General features: G+C 59.4%; 12 protein-coding genes and 1 pseudogene. 4 read left to right on the top strand and 9 right to left on the bottom strand.

Going from position 1 to position 15,429, the window contains the following annotated elements:
- The first annotated feature begins 952 nt into the window (after positions 1-952).
- Both WBL42_RS08730 and WBL42_RS08725 read left to right on the top strand, forming a co-directional pair.
- Positions 953-2,332: a hypothetical protein gene (locus WBL42_RS08730; protein WP_424720888.1), complete on the top strand. Its 1,380-nt coding sequence runs from the start codon at positions 953-955 to the stop codon at positions 2,330-2,332.
- Between the two features lie 259 nt (positions 2,333-2,591).
- Positions 2,592-3,812, top strand: coding sequence for an ABC transporter permease (locus WBL42_RS08725; RefSeq protein WP_424720887.1), 1,221 nt, complete (start codon positions 2,592-2,594; stop codon positions 3,810-3,812).
- A 288-nt stretch (positions 3,813-4,100) separates the two neighbouring features.
- On the opposite strand, the gene WBL42_RS08720 is transcribed toward WBL42_RS08725, so the two are convergent.
- Positions 4,101-4,985 carry a hypothetical protein gene (locus tag WBL42_RS08720; RefSeq protein WP_424720886.1) on the bottom strand — a complete coding sequence of 295 codons (885 nt, stop codon included), beginning with the start codon at positions 4,983-4,985 and terminating at the stop codon, positions 4,101-4,103.
- Positions 4,986-5,203: 218 nt separating this feature from the next.
- On the opposite strand from WBL42_RS08720, the gene WBL42_RS08715 reads away from it, so the two are divergent.
- Positions 5,204-5,416, top strand: coding sequence for a hypothetical protein (locus tag WBL42_RS08715; RefSeq protein ID WP_424720885.1), 213 nt, complete (start codon positions 5,204-5,206; stop codon positions 5,414-5,416).
- Positions 5,417-5,458: 42 nt separating this feature from the next.
- On the opposite strand, the gene WBL42_RS08710 is transcribed toward WBL42_RS08715, so the two are convergent.
- Positions 5,459-6,388, bottom strand: coding sequence for an MBL fold metallo-hydrolase (locus tag WBL42_RS08710; RefSeq protein WP_424720884.1), 930 nt, complete (start codon positions 6,386-6,388; stop codon positions 5,459-5,461).
- Between the two features lie 15 nt (positions 6,389-6,403).
- Positions 6,404-7,042: a DUF2284 domain-containing protein gene (locus tag WBL42_RS08705; RefSeq protein WP_424720883.1), complete on the bottom strand. Its 639-nt coding sequence runs from the start codon at positions 7,040-7,042 to the stop codon at positions 6,404-6,406.
- A 366-nt stretch (positions 7,043-7,408) separates the two neighbouring features.
- Here WBL42_RS08705 and WBL42_RS08700 point away from each other — a divergent pair, with 366 nt between their 5' ends.
- Positions 7,409-8,902, top strand: a complete 1,494-nt coding sequence (locus tag WBL42_RS08700; RefSeq protein ID WP_424720882.1) for an RNB domain-containing ribonuclease — start codon at positions 7,409-7,411, stop codon at positions 8,900-8,902.
- A 119-nt stretch (positions 8,903-9,021) separates the two neighbouring features.
- Here the strand turns inward: WBL42_RS08700 and WBL42_RS08695 are convergent, their stop codons facing one another.
- The 6 genes and pseudogenes from WBL42_RS08695 to WBL42_RS08670 form a co-directional block, all read right to left on the bottom strand.
- On the bottom strand, positions 9,022-11,049 hold the full coding sequence (locus tag WBL42_RS08695; RefSeq protein ID WP_424720881.1) for a helix-hairpin-helix domain-containing protein: 2,028 nt from the start codon (positions 11,047-11,049) through the stop codon (positions 9,022-9,024).
- Between the two features lie 2 nt (positions 11,050-11,051).
- Positions 11,052-11,822 (bottom strand): PP2C family serine/threonine-protein phosphatase, encoded by a 771-nt coding sequence (locus tag WBL42_RS08690; RefSeq protein WP_424720880.1) that lies wholly within the window; start codon positions 11,820-11,822, stop codon positions 11,052-11,054.
- Positions 11,819-12,493 carry a vWA domain-containing protein gene (locus WBL42_RS08685; protein ID WP_424720879.1) on the bottom strand — a complete coding sequence of 225 codons (675 nt, stop codon included), beginning with the start codon at positions 12,491-12,493 and terminating at the stop codon, positions 11,819-11,821. Before WBL42_RS08685 ends, WBL42_RS08690 begins: the two co-directional genes overlap by 4 nt.
- 279 nt (positions 12,494-12,772) lie before the next feature.
- Complete coding sequence (locus WBL42_RS08680) at positions 12,773-14,005, bottom strand: response regulator (protein ID WP_424720878.1); 1,233 nt, start codon at positions 14,003-14,005, stop codon at positions 12,773-12,775.
- A gap of 422 nt (positions 14,006-14,427) precedes the next feature.
- A complete protein-coding gene (locus WBL42_RS08675) occupies positions 14,428-15,084 on the bottom strand; it encodes an NAD(P)/FAD-dependent oxidoreductase (protein ID WP_424720877.1) in 657 nt (218 codons plus the stop codon).
- 122 nt (positions 15,085-15,206) lie between these two features.
- Positions 15,207-15,305, bottom strand: a pseudogene (locus WBL42_RS08670) (hypothetical protein); the annotation flags it as partial.
- Positions 15,306-15,429: the final 124 nt, after the last annotated feature.

The following is a 15,429-nucleotide window of genomic DNA, read 5'->3' as shown; positions in this document are numbered from 1 at the left end:
TTGCATTTTTTATTTCGAAGAAAAATAGGTCCCCGGAACCGCAGAAATAGTGAGAATGAACGAAGTTTTTTTAGTTTTATCGGTTTTTTAACATACCGTACTGCTGAGGGTGAAGAAATAAAAATCTACATGAATCCCGGACCAGGTGCGGTATCATAAAACTCCGAATCGTAGAGTAATAATTTACAGGGATCGGGGGCTTCACGGTGATTATACGTACCTGTCGTACTATGCGTATCACAATTGGCCTGATAAGAACACAGTGCACAATCCAGGACGGTTTTTCGGGTCATGATCTCACGGGATATTCAAAAATGGGGCGCAATTTACTTAAACTGTTTAACACGTTGCAATTTTTGAAAAAATTTCCTGACAATTATCCTGCAGCTGGTATCACCCGGGAAGAAAAAGACCCGGGCGTAATCTTTTTGCCAAGGCAGAATCCCGTGGCAGCGCCGGGGATCAGGGACCTCCGGAATGGCGGAGACCCTTCCCGGTAATTGTCCACGAGGTCACGGAAGCTCAATCTTACCGTACCGCTCCGGGTACTGGCCCGTAAGATCGGGGAAGATCTCGCCAGTACCCGGTCCACCATTTAACCGGATACTGCAATTCATACTGTTTTTGACCCTGCCCGTTATTCCCGGGACTTCAGCATTTTTTTGAGCACGGTATACTTTAAATGACAATAAGTAAAATATATGTTACATCTCTACCCGGTAAGAGAATTACCGTCGGGGACCACGGATGGCAGATTGTAACCGCGAAACGGGACGATGGGGTCGGATCTGAACGTGGGAACCCGGTGAACCGGTCCCGTGTCTGCCAGGTGCGGGATTCCAGGCCCTGTGCCTCACTCAGCAGATCCCGTTGCTCCACCAGGGCCCGGGTCGTTCAATGTACCGTTGAACCGCTGCACTGCCGGCATAGTACTAAAAAAACAGGGGATTTCATGAAGAGACGTGTTGGAATTTTCAGTATAATCCTGCTGTTGCTCATCGTAGCAACAGCCTGTGCCGCCACAGGCTCAAGCAGTTCAACCACAAGCAGCAGCTCCAGTTCAACCACAAGCAGTACCGATACGTCAACCAGCACGGGAGTTGATAATTCGGCTCTTGTCACGGTGTCAAATGTCACCATGGACCCGGGAGTGTTCTTCCCGTACGAATCGGGCACGATCACGGTGACCCTGGCAAACGCGGGGACCTCCGCAATCGGGTTGTCGGAGCCGGCGATCCTGAGTAATAAGATCCATGTTGCACAGGAAGAGGACTGGGGGACAACAACCTATATCGGTGCCGGCTCAACGGTGACCTACTCGTTTGAAGTTACCGCAGATCCCCCGGACGGGACCGATTACGCATTGTTTACTGTCGGCGCACTCGGAGGCAACCCCATCCATTACCCGATCCCGGTAAAAGTGAGTTCGGTCCCCCTCAAGGCCGTGATAACGGATAAGCCCACGTCATTTTCCCTTTCAACACCGGCTAACGTGACGCTGAGTCTCGAAAACTGCCGCGGCGCCGAGGTAAAAAACATCGTGGTTTCTGCTGACGGGACCGGCGTGGATGTGAGCCCCCAGCAGGTCCTCCTCGGATCGCTTGACGGCAGTGATACATCGGGTAGTACTGATTCATCGGATGTTGACTTCGTGATCATCCCCCACCAGGAATCAAATGTCACGTTCTCCATCACGTACCAGAATGGCGACAATGACCATGCCGTCAACGTCACGCTGCCGATAACTCTTAGCGCGGACAAAACGGCAGCAGTGCCCATTCTCAACAACGTGGTCCTCACGACCTCAGGCCCCAATTACGATATTACCGGTGACATCACCAATGCCGGGATTTCCAATGCAGAGGGAGTCGTTGTTACCGTTGGATCTCCTGCGCAGGGCGCAGGGATCTACCCGGAATATGCCATTGGCAGTATCGCTTCCGACGATTCCGGTACGTTCGAGGTGACCTTTACCAGCAACGATCTCACCGCGGTCCCGGTGATCATCAGCTGGAAGGACTCTGAAGGTGACGACTTAAGTCTCACAAAGACACTCGATCTTTCACCATCCGGGTCCGGCAATGCAACCGGCAGCAGTACACGGCCTTCACCCGGTTCATCGGCGAACGGCGGCACAGGGGGAACGGGTCGGGGCGGCTATGGTGGCGGAGGACGCAGCAGCAGCACCAGCATGTTCGGGGGGCTCACCAGCGGCAGGGGCGGCGGCATCAGTTCATTCTACCCCCTTATCGCAGGCAGTATCATCATCGTTATCGGCATTGTCCTGTGGACAAAGCGGAAATGGCTCATGGGAAAGCTGAAGAAGCAGTAAGGGGGTCGGATATGTCCGGTATCCTTCATGTCCAGCGTGGTAACGTGACAACCTCATACCATCCGGGAAGCGGGGACTTTACCGCGCCCGGTCCTGTTTCATGCTACTTCCGTGAACATGATCCCGCCACGATGGGGGAAATCCCGGGTACCCCGCACAAAGACAGAAAAGCCCCGGTCCCCGTGACCTGTAGTCCCGGGACCGCTGCATATGCCCGCAGTACCTTCTGGCCTGACGTCGGGATTACCGCGGAGGGATCATGAGGGATATTTTCTTTGACCTCTCGGTCAGGAGCGTCCGGCTGAATTTCCTGCGCTCCATGCTTGCTGCCATCGGCATCGTGATCGGTGTCGTTGCCATCGCATCCATGGGAATGCTCGGCACCAACATGCAGCTGGAAGTAAAAGACCAGCTCTCCTCCAGCGCAAATACCGTTGTCATATCAGCAGATTCTGTCAGGATGGGCCCGGTCGGGACCAGGCCCCCCTCATCGGCAGCTACCGGGGTGACCAAGAGCGAACTCACGAAGATCAGCTCGGTCGTGGGATCGAACGGCACCGTGATCCCCATTTATTCGACAAACACGCAGTTCACGATCAATTCAGTCCCCGGCAGGGGTTCGGTCTATGGAATCGACCCCATGGATATCTCCAGGTTCCTCTCCCTCAACCAGTCGTATGGCAACGGGACGACCCGTATCGGGGTCAACGAGGTCCTGGTCGGGGCAGATATTGCAGAGAATTTCAACCTCAAGGTCGGGGACCGCATCAGGATTGGATCGTTCTCATCATCATCCCAGCCCGAGCTCCGGATTGCCGGGGTCCTCAATGCACGGGGGACCGTTGCTGACGGTGTCTCAACGGACAACGGGATCGTTGTGCACAGCCAGTGGTATACCAACCAGTACGGCGGGGAAGACGAGTGGTCACAAGTGAATGTCATAGTGAACGATGTCGACAACATAGGCGATATAGAAGAGGCCATTAACGCAAAGATCAACACCAATCCGAAAACCCCGGCAATCCGGATCAGGGATGCCACGTCACAGCTTGCGACCGAGACGTCAGCCCTGGGCACCGTGACCACGTTCATCATGGCAATTGGCGCGATCTCCCTGCTCGTTGCAGCCGTGAGTATCTTCAACGTGATGATGATGTCCGTGAGCGAACGGATAGAGGAGATCGGTATCCTGGTCTCGATCGGTACGGAACGCGGGGAGGTGCGCCGGATGTTCCTCTATGAAGCATTCATCCTCGGGCTCCTCGGCGCCGGTATCGGCGGGATCTGCAGTATAGCTATAGGGTACACGGTAGTGGAGGCGATGATGGGGACAACGGCATATTTCTTCCAGCCGGCAAGTATCCTGTACGTCCCGGCCGCCATGGGTATCGGTGTAGCGGTCTGCGTCATCTCCGGGGTGTACCCGGCCTGGAGGGCGTCCAACATGGACCCCATTGACGCCCTCAGGAACAGCGAGTGACCTGCCTTTTGAGGCCAAGGCTCTCTTCGTTTTCCCTTCTCCCCCCTGTCGGGGACCTGGCGTGGCGGGGCAATTATGCACGAGCTGCCTGCATACTTCCCAAAAATCCCAAAAAAAGTGCTCTGTAGAAATCATTTTTTTCAAAGAGACGATGCCCCGGGTCAAATGGCAGGTAATACAATAGTCATCGCAACCGGGGGATGCCATAGCGGCGGAGGCAAAGCCCAAAAGAGCGTCAGCGATTATGAGGTTTTCTCCAGAGAGTAAAAAAAAGAAATTCCTTCCCGCTCAGTATCCCCCGCCACCGTAGGAGATGGGGGTTTTGACGGCTGTCGGTAGCATGGTCGGCACGGCCGTCACTACCGGCACTATACCGGACACGTTCGCCGCATACCACAGGTTGTTGAACCCCTGCCCGTTCACGTCGCCCGGCTTCATATCGCCGGAATAGTAATAGAGCGGCATGCCCTTGTATGCCGTCTGGTTCACGCCGTCTGCCCGGGATACGGTGCTGAAGTCTGCCGGACTCAGGGCAGACGGGGCGGATACCGCGGCAGCACTGAAGGCCGGCCATTTCGCAAGGCAGGCACCGGTACAGGCGCTGGTCCCGCTGGTATCCTTCGTGAAGTAGTAGAGCGTAGTCCCGGAAGCATCCGTGAGGTACAGGCCGAGGGCCGGGGTATGGGCGATCAGGACGTTCTCGCCGGGTTTGGCCACAAACCAGGTCTTGAGCACGTTCTCGCCGTTCACATCGCCCGGCTTGGTGTCTGCCTGGTAATAATAGAGCGGCCAGCCATGCCAGGTGGTCTGGTTTGTGCCGTCGGCCCGCGTGATGGACCCGAAGTCCGCCGGGTTAAGCGGGGATGATACCTGTATGGTACCGGCTGAGAAGACCGGCCAGACCCCCGCACAGGCCCCCGTGCAGGAGCTTGCACCGCTTGCAGGCACATCGTTTGCAAAGTAATAGAGGGTCTTTCCCTGGCCATCAGTGAGGATGGTGCCAAGCGTGCTGCTGCCGGCCACGATGGTATCCGCAGGCTGCATGGTTGTCGGTGCCGGCGCTGCCGGGGCAGCCGTCGGTGTCTGTACCTGCTGTTGCTGTTGCGTACATCCGGCAATGAGCAGCATCACGGCCACTGCCAGCACAAGGAAAAAGAGGGTTATGGTTTTCACGAGCATCACCTTGATGGGATGCCGGGAATTCCTCCTGCGGGCAAGATAATGCTTTGGATCATTTTCATTTTTTGAAAAACAACGGGGACAGGCGCGATGCACCGGGCCGCCTCATACCCGCCGGGACTGCAGCACCGGACCGTTGCCGGGATCAACCGCCCTGCCCCGTCCCGGCAAAACCTTTTCCCCCTCCCCGTCCTACTCCCGATCGGATATTCATGGACACTGCGCAACTGTACAACACCTTTACGAACCCGAAAGTCGTCACGAGTATGCTCCTCATCGGGATCGCCCTCGGGATCGTCCTCTCGCTCCTGCTGCGGTACCTTGCGGGACGGTGGTACATGCCGGCGGCATTTGTCGCCATCTGCACGGTCACAGCGGTCCTGTACATGTACTGGCTCGACCGGCAGGACTGGCGGGAAGAGTAAGCGGGGCCCGGGGTGTTTCTTAAAAAAAATATCCGGATCCTTTCATAAAACGTACGTAGTCCCCACGGTATTCAGGATAGACCGGCCCGGCATCTCTGCCATGAACCGGTTGATCGCCTCCCAGCCCGTGCAGTGCATCGGGACGACATACGCGGGGTCGATCGTCTTCATCGCATCGATGGTGGGCCGGATCACCGGGGCAAAGATCGGCCCGGTGAGGTGGAACCCGCCCATCACTGCATACACGTTCTCAACCCCGGTGATCTTCCGGGCATACTCCACGGTGTTGATGATCCCGGCATGGGCGCAGCCGCTGATCACGACAAGGCCTTTGCCCTGCACGTTGACCACGAGCGCCTGGTCGTCGTTGATCGGGTCGGGCGACCAGCAGTCACCGGCATACGCCTCCATGTCCGGGAACCCTTTCTCGAACCCGGTCGTCCGCTCCACAACACCTGTCACGAGCAGGTGGCCGCGAGCGAGGGCCGAGGGTTCCCTGCGCAGGAGGATGTCTGCCCCGGCCTTTTTCAGCGCAACTGCGTCCAGCTGCGGGAGTTCGACCGTGCCTTTTGGGTTGTTAAGCCTCCGCCTGAGGAAAGCGTCCGGGTGGGCGATGAGCGGCACCTGCCGTCCCGCCCCGGAGAAGAGTTCTGCAAGCCCGCCGGTGTGGTCGAAGTGCCCGTGGCTCAGGACAACGGCTTCTATCCCGGCAAGGGAGATGCCCAGCTGCCGGGCATTCCAGGCCATGCACTCCCGGGAAAGCCCGGCATCAAGCAGCACAGCGTGCTCTTTCCTGCCGGCAAATACCCGGACCAGGCACGAGAGGCCGTGCTCGGCAAGGAGCTGGCGGGCCGGGTCGAACGGCAGCCGGCGGTCCACGGGAGTCGACTGCGGTACAAAGAGATCGATATAGTTGTCGACGAGCACGGTCACTTCCACCCGGTCGGCCGGTTTCAGCAGGTTTCCCGTCATGGTTCCATCCTCATGTCAGTCAATCAGCAGGAGCGCCATCGGCTCCGGGTGCCCGGTGACCGGGAACCGGATCGGCATCCCTGCCTTCTCCGCAGTCTTCTTCATGTTGACGCCCACGGCGTGCTCGGGGATCCGTGCCTGTGTCGGGTGGATGCAGATCCCTGCCTTCACGTTGCAGCTCTCGCAGAGCCGGCACGAGCCGTTGACGAACGCAAGGGCAAGCGTATAGCCCGCGTTGAATGCAGTCTTCTCGAGTTCCAGCATCACCGGGGCGCAGTCTTTGCTGCCGGTGAAATAGTCCTGCCAGAACTGTGTTGCCTGCTCCTTCTTATCGGCCGGTGCCTCCGGGTCGAGCCAGTACCTGTAGATTGAGCAGATTACATCGGGTTCGGCGGTTGCCGGTGAAGTGAACTTCACGAGCAGGGCGTACCGGTACTCCGCAAGGATCTTCCGGAACTCGTCCGGCGTCGGGACATACGGTGGGCAGGTCAGCTTCTTCCCGTAGCCTATGCAGCCGGCCCGGCACTTGAGGGGGACCCGGTTCTCTACGATCACGTCAGATGCGGGGATCACTTTTGCAACGGTCGCGCCGAGCGAGCGGGCGGCCTGTTCGAGAAATGCGAACTCACGGGGAGTGCTGGTTGCAGGTGTCATGCAGTATCAGTACCATTGTATCATGCTTCTGGATAATCATGATCGATCGCATCCCCGGGTGTCCGGCCGGGCAGTCTTTTGAGCAGTCCCATCTCCCGGGGCGGGCTGGCGGACTGCAGAGCTGGAGGAAGACCTGCAAAAAGCCGGGCCGGGATTCCTGATCCTCCCGGCCAAACCGCTCCAGACAGCGCCTGATATTGGCGTGTGCGGAAAGCAGATCTAATCCTGCCTTTCCATAAACCTGCCGGAGGTTTATTTGAAAATTACGAAGCGAAATTCCGCAGTTTCCCGTCCAAGTGCGGATAGCTGCGAACAGGCCGAACAGGAGATATGGGAGAACGACAGACAGAATGGTGATCACCAGCCATGAGCAGAAGACCCCCGCAACGAGACGGCAGCCCCTCCATCAACATGGAAGCCATTGCCTGGGATGCCATGAAGAAGTACGGTTTCCGGGCGAATTTCGGGAATGCCGTCCTCCAGGAAGCAGACGCGATAGAAGCCCGGGACAAAAAACAGTCCTGGCACGATGCACAGGACCTGCGTGAGGTTCTCTGGTCCTCGATCGACAACATCGATTCCCGGGACCTCGACCAGATGGAGTACTGCGAGCAGGAGAAGAACGGCGAGATCCACGTGCAGGTCGCGATCGCGGATGTCGACAGCCGGGTCCCGAAGAACTCCCGGATCGATAAGTATGCTGCCTATAACGGGGCTTCCATCTATCTCGATGTCCATACTTTCCCCATGCTGCCTGACAAGCTCTCGGCCGGCATCACCTCCCTCCTCCCCGGCAAGGACTGTCCCGCGATGATCGTGGACTACTGGGTGCTTATGGACGGCACGATCCGGTACGGCACCGTGTACCGGGCGGTCGTAGCCAACAAGGCCAAGCTGGTCTACGAGCAGGTGGGCAGCTGGCTCGAAGGGACCGGGCCCATGCCGGAGAACGTGGAGGCAGTTCCCGGCCTTGAAGCGCAGCTCCGGCTCCAGAACGAGGCGGCGGTCCGGCTCCGGCAGCAGCGGACCGGCCAGGGCGCGCTCGATCTCGAAACGATCGAGGCACAGGCAGTCTACGAGCAGGGCCGGGTCAAGGAGCTCGTAGTCATCGAGGCAAACCCGGCCCGGTCCCTTATCGAGGAGTTCATGGTCGCGGCAAACCGCACGATGATGGCCTTCCTCTCCGCGGCCGGCATCCCCCGGATCGAGCGGATCGTCCGGACACCGAAAGACTGGGAAGGCATCGTAGTGACTGCTGCTGCACTGGGGGTGACCCTGCCGGCGCAGCCCGATGTGCAGGCCCTCTCGAAATTCCTCACTGCCCGGCGGACTGCCGATCCCGAACGGTTCCCCGACCTCTCGCTCACGGTCGTCAAACTGATGGGCCCCGGGGAGTACGCCCTCCTCGAGCCCGGCACCGCCCCTATCGGGCACTTTGCCCTCGCGGTGACCGATTACACCCACGGCACCGCCCCGAACCGGCGCTACGTGGACCTGGTCATCCAGCGGCTCTTAAAGTCCGTGATCGACAAGAGGCCCAGCCCCTACAGCGTGCAGGAGCTCGAGGAGCTCTGCGCCTGGCTGACGGATAAGGAGAAGGCCTCCAAGAAGGCCGAGCGGTTCATGCGGAAGGCGGCGGCAGCAGTCCTCTTAAAAGACCAGATCGGCAAGACGTTTACCGGCCTCGTCACCGGTGCCTCCGCGAAGGGCAGTTACGTCCGCCTCTCCACCCCGCCTGCCGAGGGCCGGGTTATCGAAGGCGAGCGGGGCCTCCGGGTGGGCCAGAAGATCCGGGTGAAACTGCTCGGCACGGACCCGTTCAGGGGATACATCGACTTTGCCTTCGCGGGCAATGCCTGACGCTCCTTTTTTTTCAGGATAATCCTGTCTTACAGCACGGCTGACCTGTGGCACCGCCAGGGTCGCCCGGTTCCCGGAGGAAAGCACTCCGGCGTTAAGGACGGTTATGGACCTGCTCCTTACCGGGCAAAGACCCGGGTGAGGACCGCATCGATATCCCGCCAGGCTGCATCCACCACACCGCCGGCAAAGGCCCGGTAGTCCGCCCGGGCCTTTGCAAGTTCCTGCGCCCGCTTCTCTACGGACGGACGGAGCATCACCCGTTTCTTAAGGACATCCTGCTGGATCCGCGACAGCCTGCCGATACCCTGCACCAGCTCCCGCTCCACCGGCTTCATAAGCGGCTGGTACTTATGGACGAGCTCCTGGAGGTCAGCACTGTCCACGCCCCGCCCGGGATCGAACAGGAACGCCTTCTCCAATCCCTCCCGCCAGGCGACCAGCTCGCCGGCCTGCGTGTTGTCCAGCCGGGGGATGCGCCGCAACCGGGCGAGCGATACGTCCGCCGCAGACAGGATACCGGCGGACTGCAGGACCGCCAGCTGGGCGGCCCCGGTATGGGGCGGGGTACCGGCGGCAATCCGGTGCCGGGCAAGGAACTGCTGCCGCTGCATCTCCCGCATCGAACTCTCCAGGCCGGCAAGCCCGCTCCGGTACTGGCGGTCGATCTCCTCATACTTCTGCCGGAGTTCCCGCAACCGGCGCAGCTGGGCCTGGAACGCCTCCTCCCCGGCCTCTTCGGTCCATTTCCTGTTCCACAACTTCCACATGTACTCGGCTGTTTCGAGGCCGGCCCTGCGCCGTTTCCTCTCCCGGGCCTCCTTCCCGGGGAATGCGAAGACAGCGATTGCAGCGATCACGAGGGACAGGATCTCCAGCGATGCCGTGAGATCGGGATCAAACCCGCTGAGTGCGAGCAGCAGGAGGCCACCGGCCGCAAGCGCAGCCCCTGCGATATGGCGGACCTTCCGGAACCCGAGCGACCGTTCGAGATCGCGGGTCAGCTGGGACGGGCGGGGGCTGTAAATATCCGGGGTGATGACCGGTATCGGGCCCGGGGGCCGGACCGCGTCCATCTTCTGCTCCTCCCGTTTCAGGTCGATCTTCGTGATGCTGTCGGCACTGAGGAAGAGCAGGACACCGCTCTGCTCCTCCAGCCTGCACCACGGGCAGGAGGAGAGGCCGGCATAGTAGTGGTGGACCGAGTCGGCGCTGCACCGGCGGAGCTTGTTCTCGAGGGGGTCCAGCAGGTCCCACCAGTCCCCGGCACTGGGCCTGCCGACGGGGCTTGTCCCCCTCTCGGCAAAGGCCCGCTCGAAGAGATCGGCAAGCTCGCCTGGGACGATCGCGAGGCCCACGGAGTTTGGCGGCGGTGCAATCGCTTTGGTGTGGGCATGTTTGCTGTACGCGAACCGGAACCCGGCGATCGCCTTCTCGATGGGCATATCCTCTTTCCCCGAGTAGACACCGGCATAGGGGTGGCGGCCGAGGAAGAGGAGCTGGAAGATCAGGATCGCGAGCCCGAAGTTGTCGTGGTTTGCGGTCCGTTCGAGCCGGAAATTCCCGGACTTCTGGATCTCCGGCGGCGTGAACTGCGCCACCCCGACCTCGCAGCAGTAGGTCTGCTCTTTTGACCTGACCTGGAACGAGTCGCAGTCGATCAGGCGTACGCAGGCCCGGTCGTTCACCAGGATATTGCCCTCGTTGACGTCACCGATCACGTACCCGTACTGGTGGATCACGTAGAACGCGGCCGCGAGGTTCTTTGCCGCACGGACCAGGAACCGCCAGTCCGCGTGGGGGAAGGTCTCTTTCCGGTGCGTGGGGCCGTACACCTTGTGGATCGGCTCGGCGTCGGCAATCTTCGGCATCACGAAGCCTACGACCGGCCCGCCCGGGCGGGTACTGAGCACGTCGGTAGGCCAGGCCGAGATGCCTTTTAAGTCCTCGTTGCACCCCCGGGCCATCAGCCGCAGTTTCTCCTGCTTCTTCTCATCGAGCGGCTTCCTGTAGATCTTGGCAACGGTCGTTTTCGGCGACAGGAGGAGCTCGTACACGTCCCCTTCGCCGCCGCTCCCGATCTTCTTCCCGAGGCGGACGACTGTGCCGTGACTGTCGTAGAACGGGGTGACGGGTACCGGGTCCATGGTCAGTCCTGTGTGACGACTGCGAGCACGAGTGTCTTGTCGTCGTCGCTCCGGGCCGAGACGTCGTCCCGGGTGAGAAAACCGCTGAGCTGGCCGGAGAAGTCCAGGAAGCCGCCGTCCGGGTGCTGCCGGAGCGCATCGAAAAGCGGCCGGAAGAACCCCGGGTGGGCCTTCTTCTGCGCAAAGGAGAGGGCAAGGGTCTGCAGGCCGTCCGTGAAGATGGCGATCTCACAGGGCGTGGAATCCCGGTGACAGATACCCAGGTGTTCGAGAAACTGCTCGTCCGAAACAAAGGAGGTTGTATTGGCATACTCGCCCTGCTCGGGCCAGAAGATCGTATCATACTCCCCGCCATCGGCGCTCACAACGATCGCCCCGTCCCCGATCTGGAAGAAGAGGGTATGGCCCTGGCCTGACACGGCCCCGAGCAGCGTGCAGGCGTAATCCTTCAGCCGTTTTCCGGTTGCCTCCGCCTCTGCCGAGATCGCGTCACGCGATGCAGTGACAAAGCCCCGGATCTCCTTGTCGGCAATACGGGAGATATCCCCGTCCACTCTAAGGGCGTTGGTGATGCGGTCGTACATGCACCCGCACGCGAGTTCCGCTCCCTGTCCCCCGTGGGTCGTGCTCCCCGCGCCATCGGCGACAAGCCCGATGAAATATTCGTTATCCCCTATACGGATGCAGCCGGCCCGGTGGCAGTCCTGGCCGGTCTCACCGCGGTCCGCATGCGATCTTCCCGTGACAGATGATCCCGTGATCTTCCATCTCATATCTCACTCCAGCCAAGGGGTGGAGCGAGGAGGATCCGGTCGCCGGGATTGGACCGGGACGCAGACTTCATGGAGTTGGAGAGCCACTGGAAGAACTCCCGGAACTTCAGGCCCTGGAGTTTCACCGGCTCGCGGACAGAGAGCTGCCTGAGGATCTTCATATCCGCCTTGTTGACACCGATCGCGAAAAACGCAAAGGATTTCGACTGTTCGCCTTCCCGGATCATGGCGGCTGCACTCTTCCATTCATCGGTCGGCTCCCCGTCGGTGATCAGGAAAATCCAGGGCCGGTAGAACGAGATGCCGTTTGCCCGGTACTGCTCTTTCCGGCTTTTTATCAGTTCGATTCCTTTCCGGATCGCCTCTCCCATGGGGGTGTCGCCTACAGCTTCGAGCTGGGGGTCGAAGAAACACTCGGCCGTGGTGAAGTCGCTGATGATCCGGACCGGGCCAAACGAGAGGAGCGCGACTTCGACCCGTTTGATCGCCAGGGAGTCCGTCTGCAGTTCGTTATAGAACGTTTTCAGGCCCGTATTCAGCTCGGCGATCGGCTCTCCTGCCATCGAACCCGAAGTATCGAGCAGCAGCAGGCAGGGGCACCGGGGCTCCGGGTTCTCTGCAAAGGTCACTGCCCCCAGGGGCTCCTGGTCGGGATAGGTATTGTCGCTCATATTGTCGCTCCAAAAAATCCTGGTGGTATCATTATATGCGTAGCTCTCTTTTGGCGTTCTTTGGTATTTTGCCTTTTTGTTAAAAGACCAAAAAGGCCAAAATCACGGGAAAAAGCCGCCGGATTTCTTCGTCCTCGCCAAAATCCCGAAGGGGTGAGGCACACAAGGATTCATCAGGGTCATCGCAGTTTTTTTGGGTCATCAGGCCCGGGCCTTCGTATGCACCACTATTTTCCCGGGTTCCAAAGGTCCGGGATCCGGAGGATTTTTTCCGGAAGATCATTTCAGCAGTGCCAGTGCGATCCGGATATCCGCTTCCGTGAAGGGTTTGAGGATATATCCCGAGGGGCGGATCTCCTTTGCCCGGTCGATGAGTTCCGGATCGCTGTGCCCTGTGATAAAGATGATCCGCGAGTTCATCTCTGACGTGATCTCCCGTGCCGCCGCGATCCCGTCCATTTTTCCGGGCATGCTGATATCCATGAAGATGATGTCGGGTTTTGTCTCCCGGGCAAGTCTCACCGCCTCATCGCCGTCTTCTGCCATGAGGCAGGTGTCATGGCCAAGGATCTTCAGCCGGACCTGCAGAATATCCCGGATGATCTGGTCGTCATCGACGATCATGATCTTCATCGTCCTGCCGGCTCCATCCGGGGCGGAGGGTATCACGCTCGTATGCTGCACCGGTGTACCTGTGGTGCTGCGGTTACCGGTCCCGCTCGTTTTCCTGGCTTCTGCCATTACCTCCGGACCTGTACCTCCCTCGATCCTGACATGGGGGTCGACCTGCCTGGCCCCATCCATATCCGCGTCCCTTACGGCACGGGCCGTGAAGAACGTGTTCCGGTCCTGGGACGAAGTGCCCTCAAGCATTGCGGAAACCTCGGTAAATACCTCGAGGGCGCTTCTTCCCATCCTGTTCCTGCACATGACCTTCCGGAGTTCGTCCTTTGGGAACACCCTTGCTATGGCGTCAAGGTCGGAAGTGCAGAGATCGCCAAGGCCGAAGATCGACAACAGGACCGGCATGCCATTGCGATCATACACGCCGGAGAGCAGACTGCTGCCCGCTCGTGTGATCAGCACGGGCCGCACCCGCCTGTCGCATGCGCCCATGAGCAGGTGAATCGCCGTTGTGCCGTCATGTTCTACGCTCGCGAGGTCCGCAAGGTCCGCGATCATGATCAATGCCGACCTGTCGATCATTCCGCCCTTTTTGATGACGCTCAGGACGAAAGCGCCCCCGCCCGCACAGTCTGCTTTGATGAACTCCCGGAGCATGCGCGCGCTCTCCCCGTCAAGCCTGTGCTCCCCGCCCTGCATCTCGTCCACCAGCTCCACCGGGGACATGTACAGCCGTGAGAAGAGTATCCCCCACACATCCGGGAGCCTGCCGTACTTCGTCCGCCTGGATCCCGTCTTCAGGCAGAGCTCGAATATTCCGAGAAGCTGGTGGGAATCACACTTCTCCAGCCTGGAGATCCTGGTATTCGGAACCGGCGGCCGCAGCATCTTAACGAAAACCGTATTCTCTTTTTACCATATAAAATGAATTTATTTACCCCGGAACCCTGGTTCCGGCATGACAGGAAACACCGTGGGGAGTCCGTCGGGTACTGGGATGGCGCTGTGAACAATCGATAAAATACCGGGATTATCGCCCGCCTCCGGGCCTGATGACCCTCCCCGTGGCAAAGAACTCCGTTCTTCGTTACCTCATCTTTCGGGAAGTCGGGGATCTATGGGGAGACTCATGCACACCAAGCCTGTATCTCCCTGAACCGGGTATGCAGGCGAACTTCCCGTCTTTTACAAAGGGCCCGGTATCCGGCACCCGTCTCGCCGGACTCCGCACGCTGCAGAGCGGAAGATCCGGGCCATCTCCGGTTTGAATAGTCCCCTGCCCCTGGTGCAGCGCAGGAAACGGATGGGATTTATCCGGGTGTGCAGGGTTCCAGCCAATCCGTTCCCACCCGGTCCAGGAACCGGGAGGTCCGCTCTTTTGGCTGCGCATGGCTCTCGTAATAGGCAAGGAGTGTCCGGACCCGGGCTTTTACCTCATCGGAAGTCAGGCAGGTCGCGACCTGCACCCCCTGATGGACATTAAAGCCGCTGTGCCCGCCGAAGAACACGGTCCAGCCCTTTGCGGTGCCCATGATCCCGATATCCCGGACCCGGCTCTCCCCGCAGCACCGCGGGCAGCCGGAGATACCGATCTTGATCTTTGCCGGGAATTCTTTTCCGGCATATTCATCGGAGATCTCCCGGGCGAGGTTGAGGGAATCCTGAGTACCGTTCCTGCAGTACGAAATTCCCGGGCAGGACTGGACATACCGTACGCCGGGCGTGATGGATGCAGACCCGAGCTTCCCCAGTGCCTCCCGCACGGCTGCGATGTCCTGCTCCTGCACGCCGACGAGCAGGAACCGCTGCCCCGATGTAATTTTGATGAGGGGGATCCGGAATTTTTTTGCAACCCGGGCGATTGTTTCCAGGTCTTCCGGCGATACGACACCGGCCGGGATACGGGTCTGGATCGCGTAGGTCCTGCCATCCCGCTGGAGTTTTGCACCAAACGTAGTATCGGTCATGTTCTGGTCAGGTATACTTGATTGTCATACCCATGAACCCTTTGGGTCTGCCTTGTATTCGCTTTTCTGCTATAAACACGCCGGGAAAGCAGGCGTAAAAACGCTGGGATCAGGCAAAGAGCCTATGCACGGGCGAGGGCTCTTCCAACCGGATGCTCACGCGTACTGTGCCTAAAGTCCGTATCGAACTTCTTCTTGCAGCCCGGGGCGCAGAAGTAGTATTCCTTTCCCTTGTATTCGCTTGTGAACTTTGCCGTCTTCTCATCCCACGGTCATCGTGCAGATCGGGTCGATCGCCATACCACACCTCAGCTCTTCTCCTTTCTCCATCAAAAGTATAGAACA

This window comes from Methanoregula sp. (assembly GCF_049686655.1).
In the GTDB taxonomy this organism is placed as follows: Archaea; Halobacteriota; Methanomicrobia; order Methanomicrobiales; family Methanospirillaceae; genus Methanoregula.
The sequence above is the reverse complement of the archived record's forward strand: the minus strand, read 5'-3'. Positions and strand labels throughout refer to the sequence as shown.

Bases quoted from the DNA above. Each gene is read 5' to 3' on its own strand.
- WBL42_RS08730 (WP_424720888.1), top strand. From the start codon at position 953: ATGAAGAGACGTGTTGGAATTTTCAGTATAATCCTGCTGTTGCTCATC.
- WBL42_RS08725 (WP_424720887.1), top strand. From the start codon at position 2,592: ATGAGGGATATTTTCTTTGACCTCTCGGTCAGGAGCGTCCGGCTGAAT.
- WBL42_RS08715 (WP_424720885.1), top strand. From the start codon at position 5,204: ATGGACACTGCGCAACTGTACAACACCTTTACGAACCCGAAAGTCGTC.
- WBL42_RS08710 (WP_424720884.1), bottom strand. From the start codon at position 6,388: ATGACGGGAAACCTGCTGAAACCGGCCGACCGGGTGGAAGTGACCGTG.
- WBL42_RS08705 (WP_424720883.1), bottom strand. From the start codon at position 7,042: ATGACACCTGCAACCAGCACTCCCCGTGAGTTCGCATTTCTCGAACAG.
- WBL42_RS08700 (WP_424720882.1), top strand. From the start codon at position 7,409: ATGAGCAGAAGACCCCCGCAACGAGACGGCAGCCCCTCCATCAACATG.
- WBL42_RS08695 (WP_424720881.1), bottom strand. From the start codon at position 11,049: ATGGACCCGGTACCCGTCACCCCGTTCTACGACAGTCACGGCACAGTC.
- WBL42_RS08690 (WP_424720880.1), bottom strand. From the start codon at position 11,822: ATGAGATGGAAGATCACGGGATCATCTGTCACGGGAAGATCGCATGCG.
- WBL42_RS08685 (WP_424720879.1), bottom strand. From the start codon at position 12,493: ATGAGCGACAATACCTATCCCGACCAGGAGCCCCTGGGGGCAGTGACC.
- WBL42_RS08680 (WP_424720878.1), bottom strand. From the start codon at position 14,005: ATGCTGCGGCCGCCGGTTCCGAATACCAGGATCTCCAGGCTGGAGAAG.
- WBL42_RS08675 (WP_424720877.1), bottom strand. From the start codon at position 15,084: ATGACCGATACTACGTTTGGTGCAAAACTCCAGCGGGATGGCAGGACC.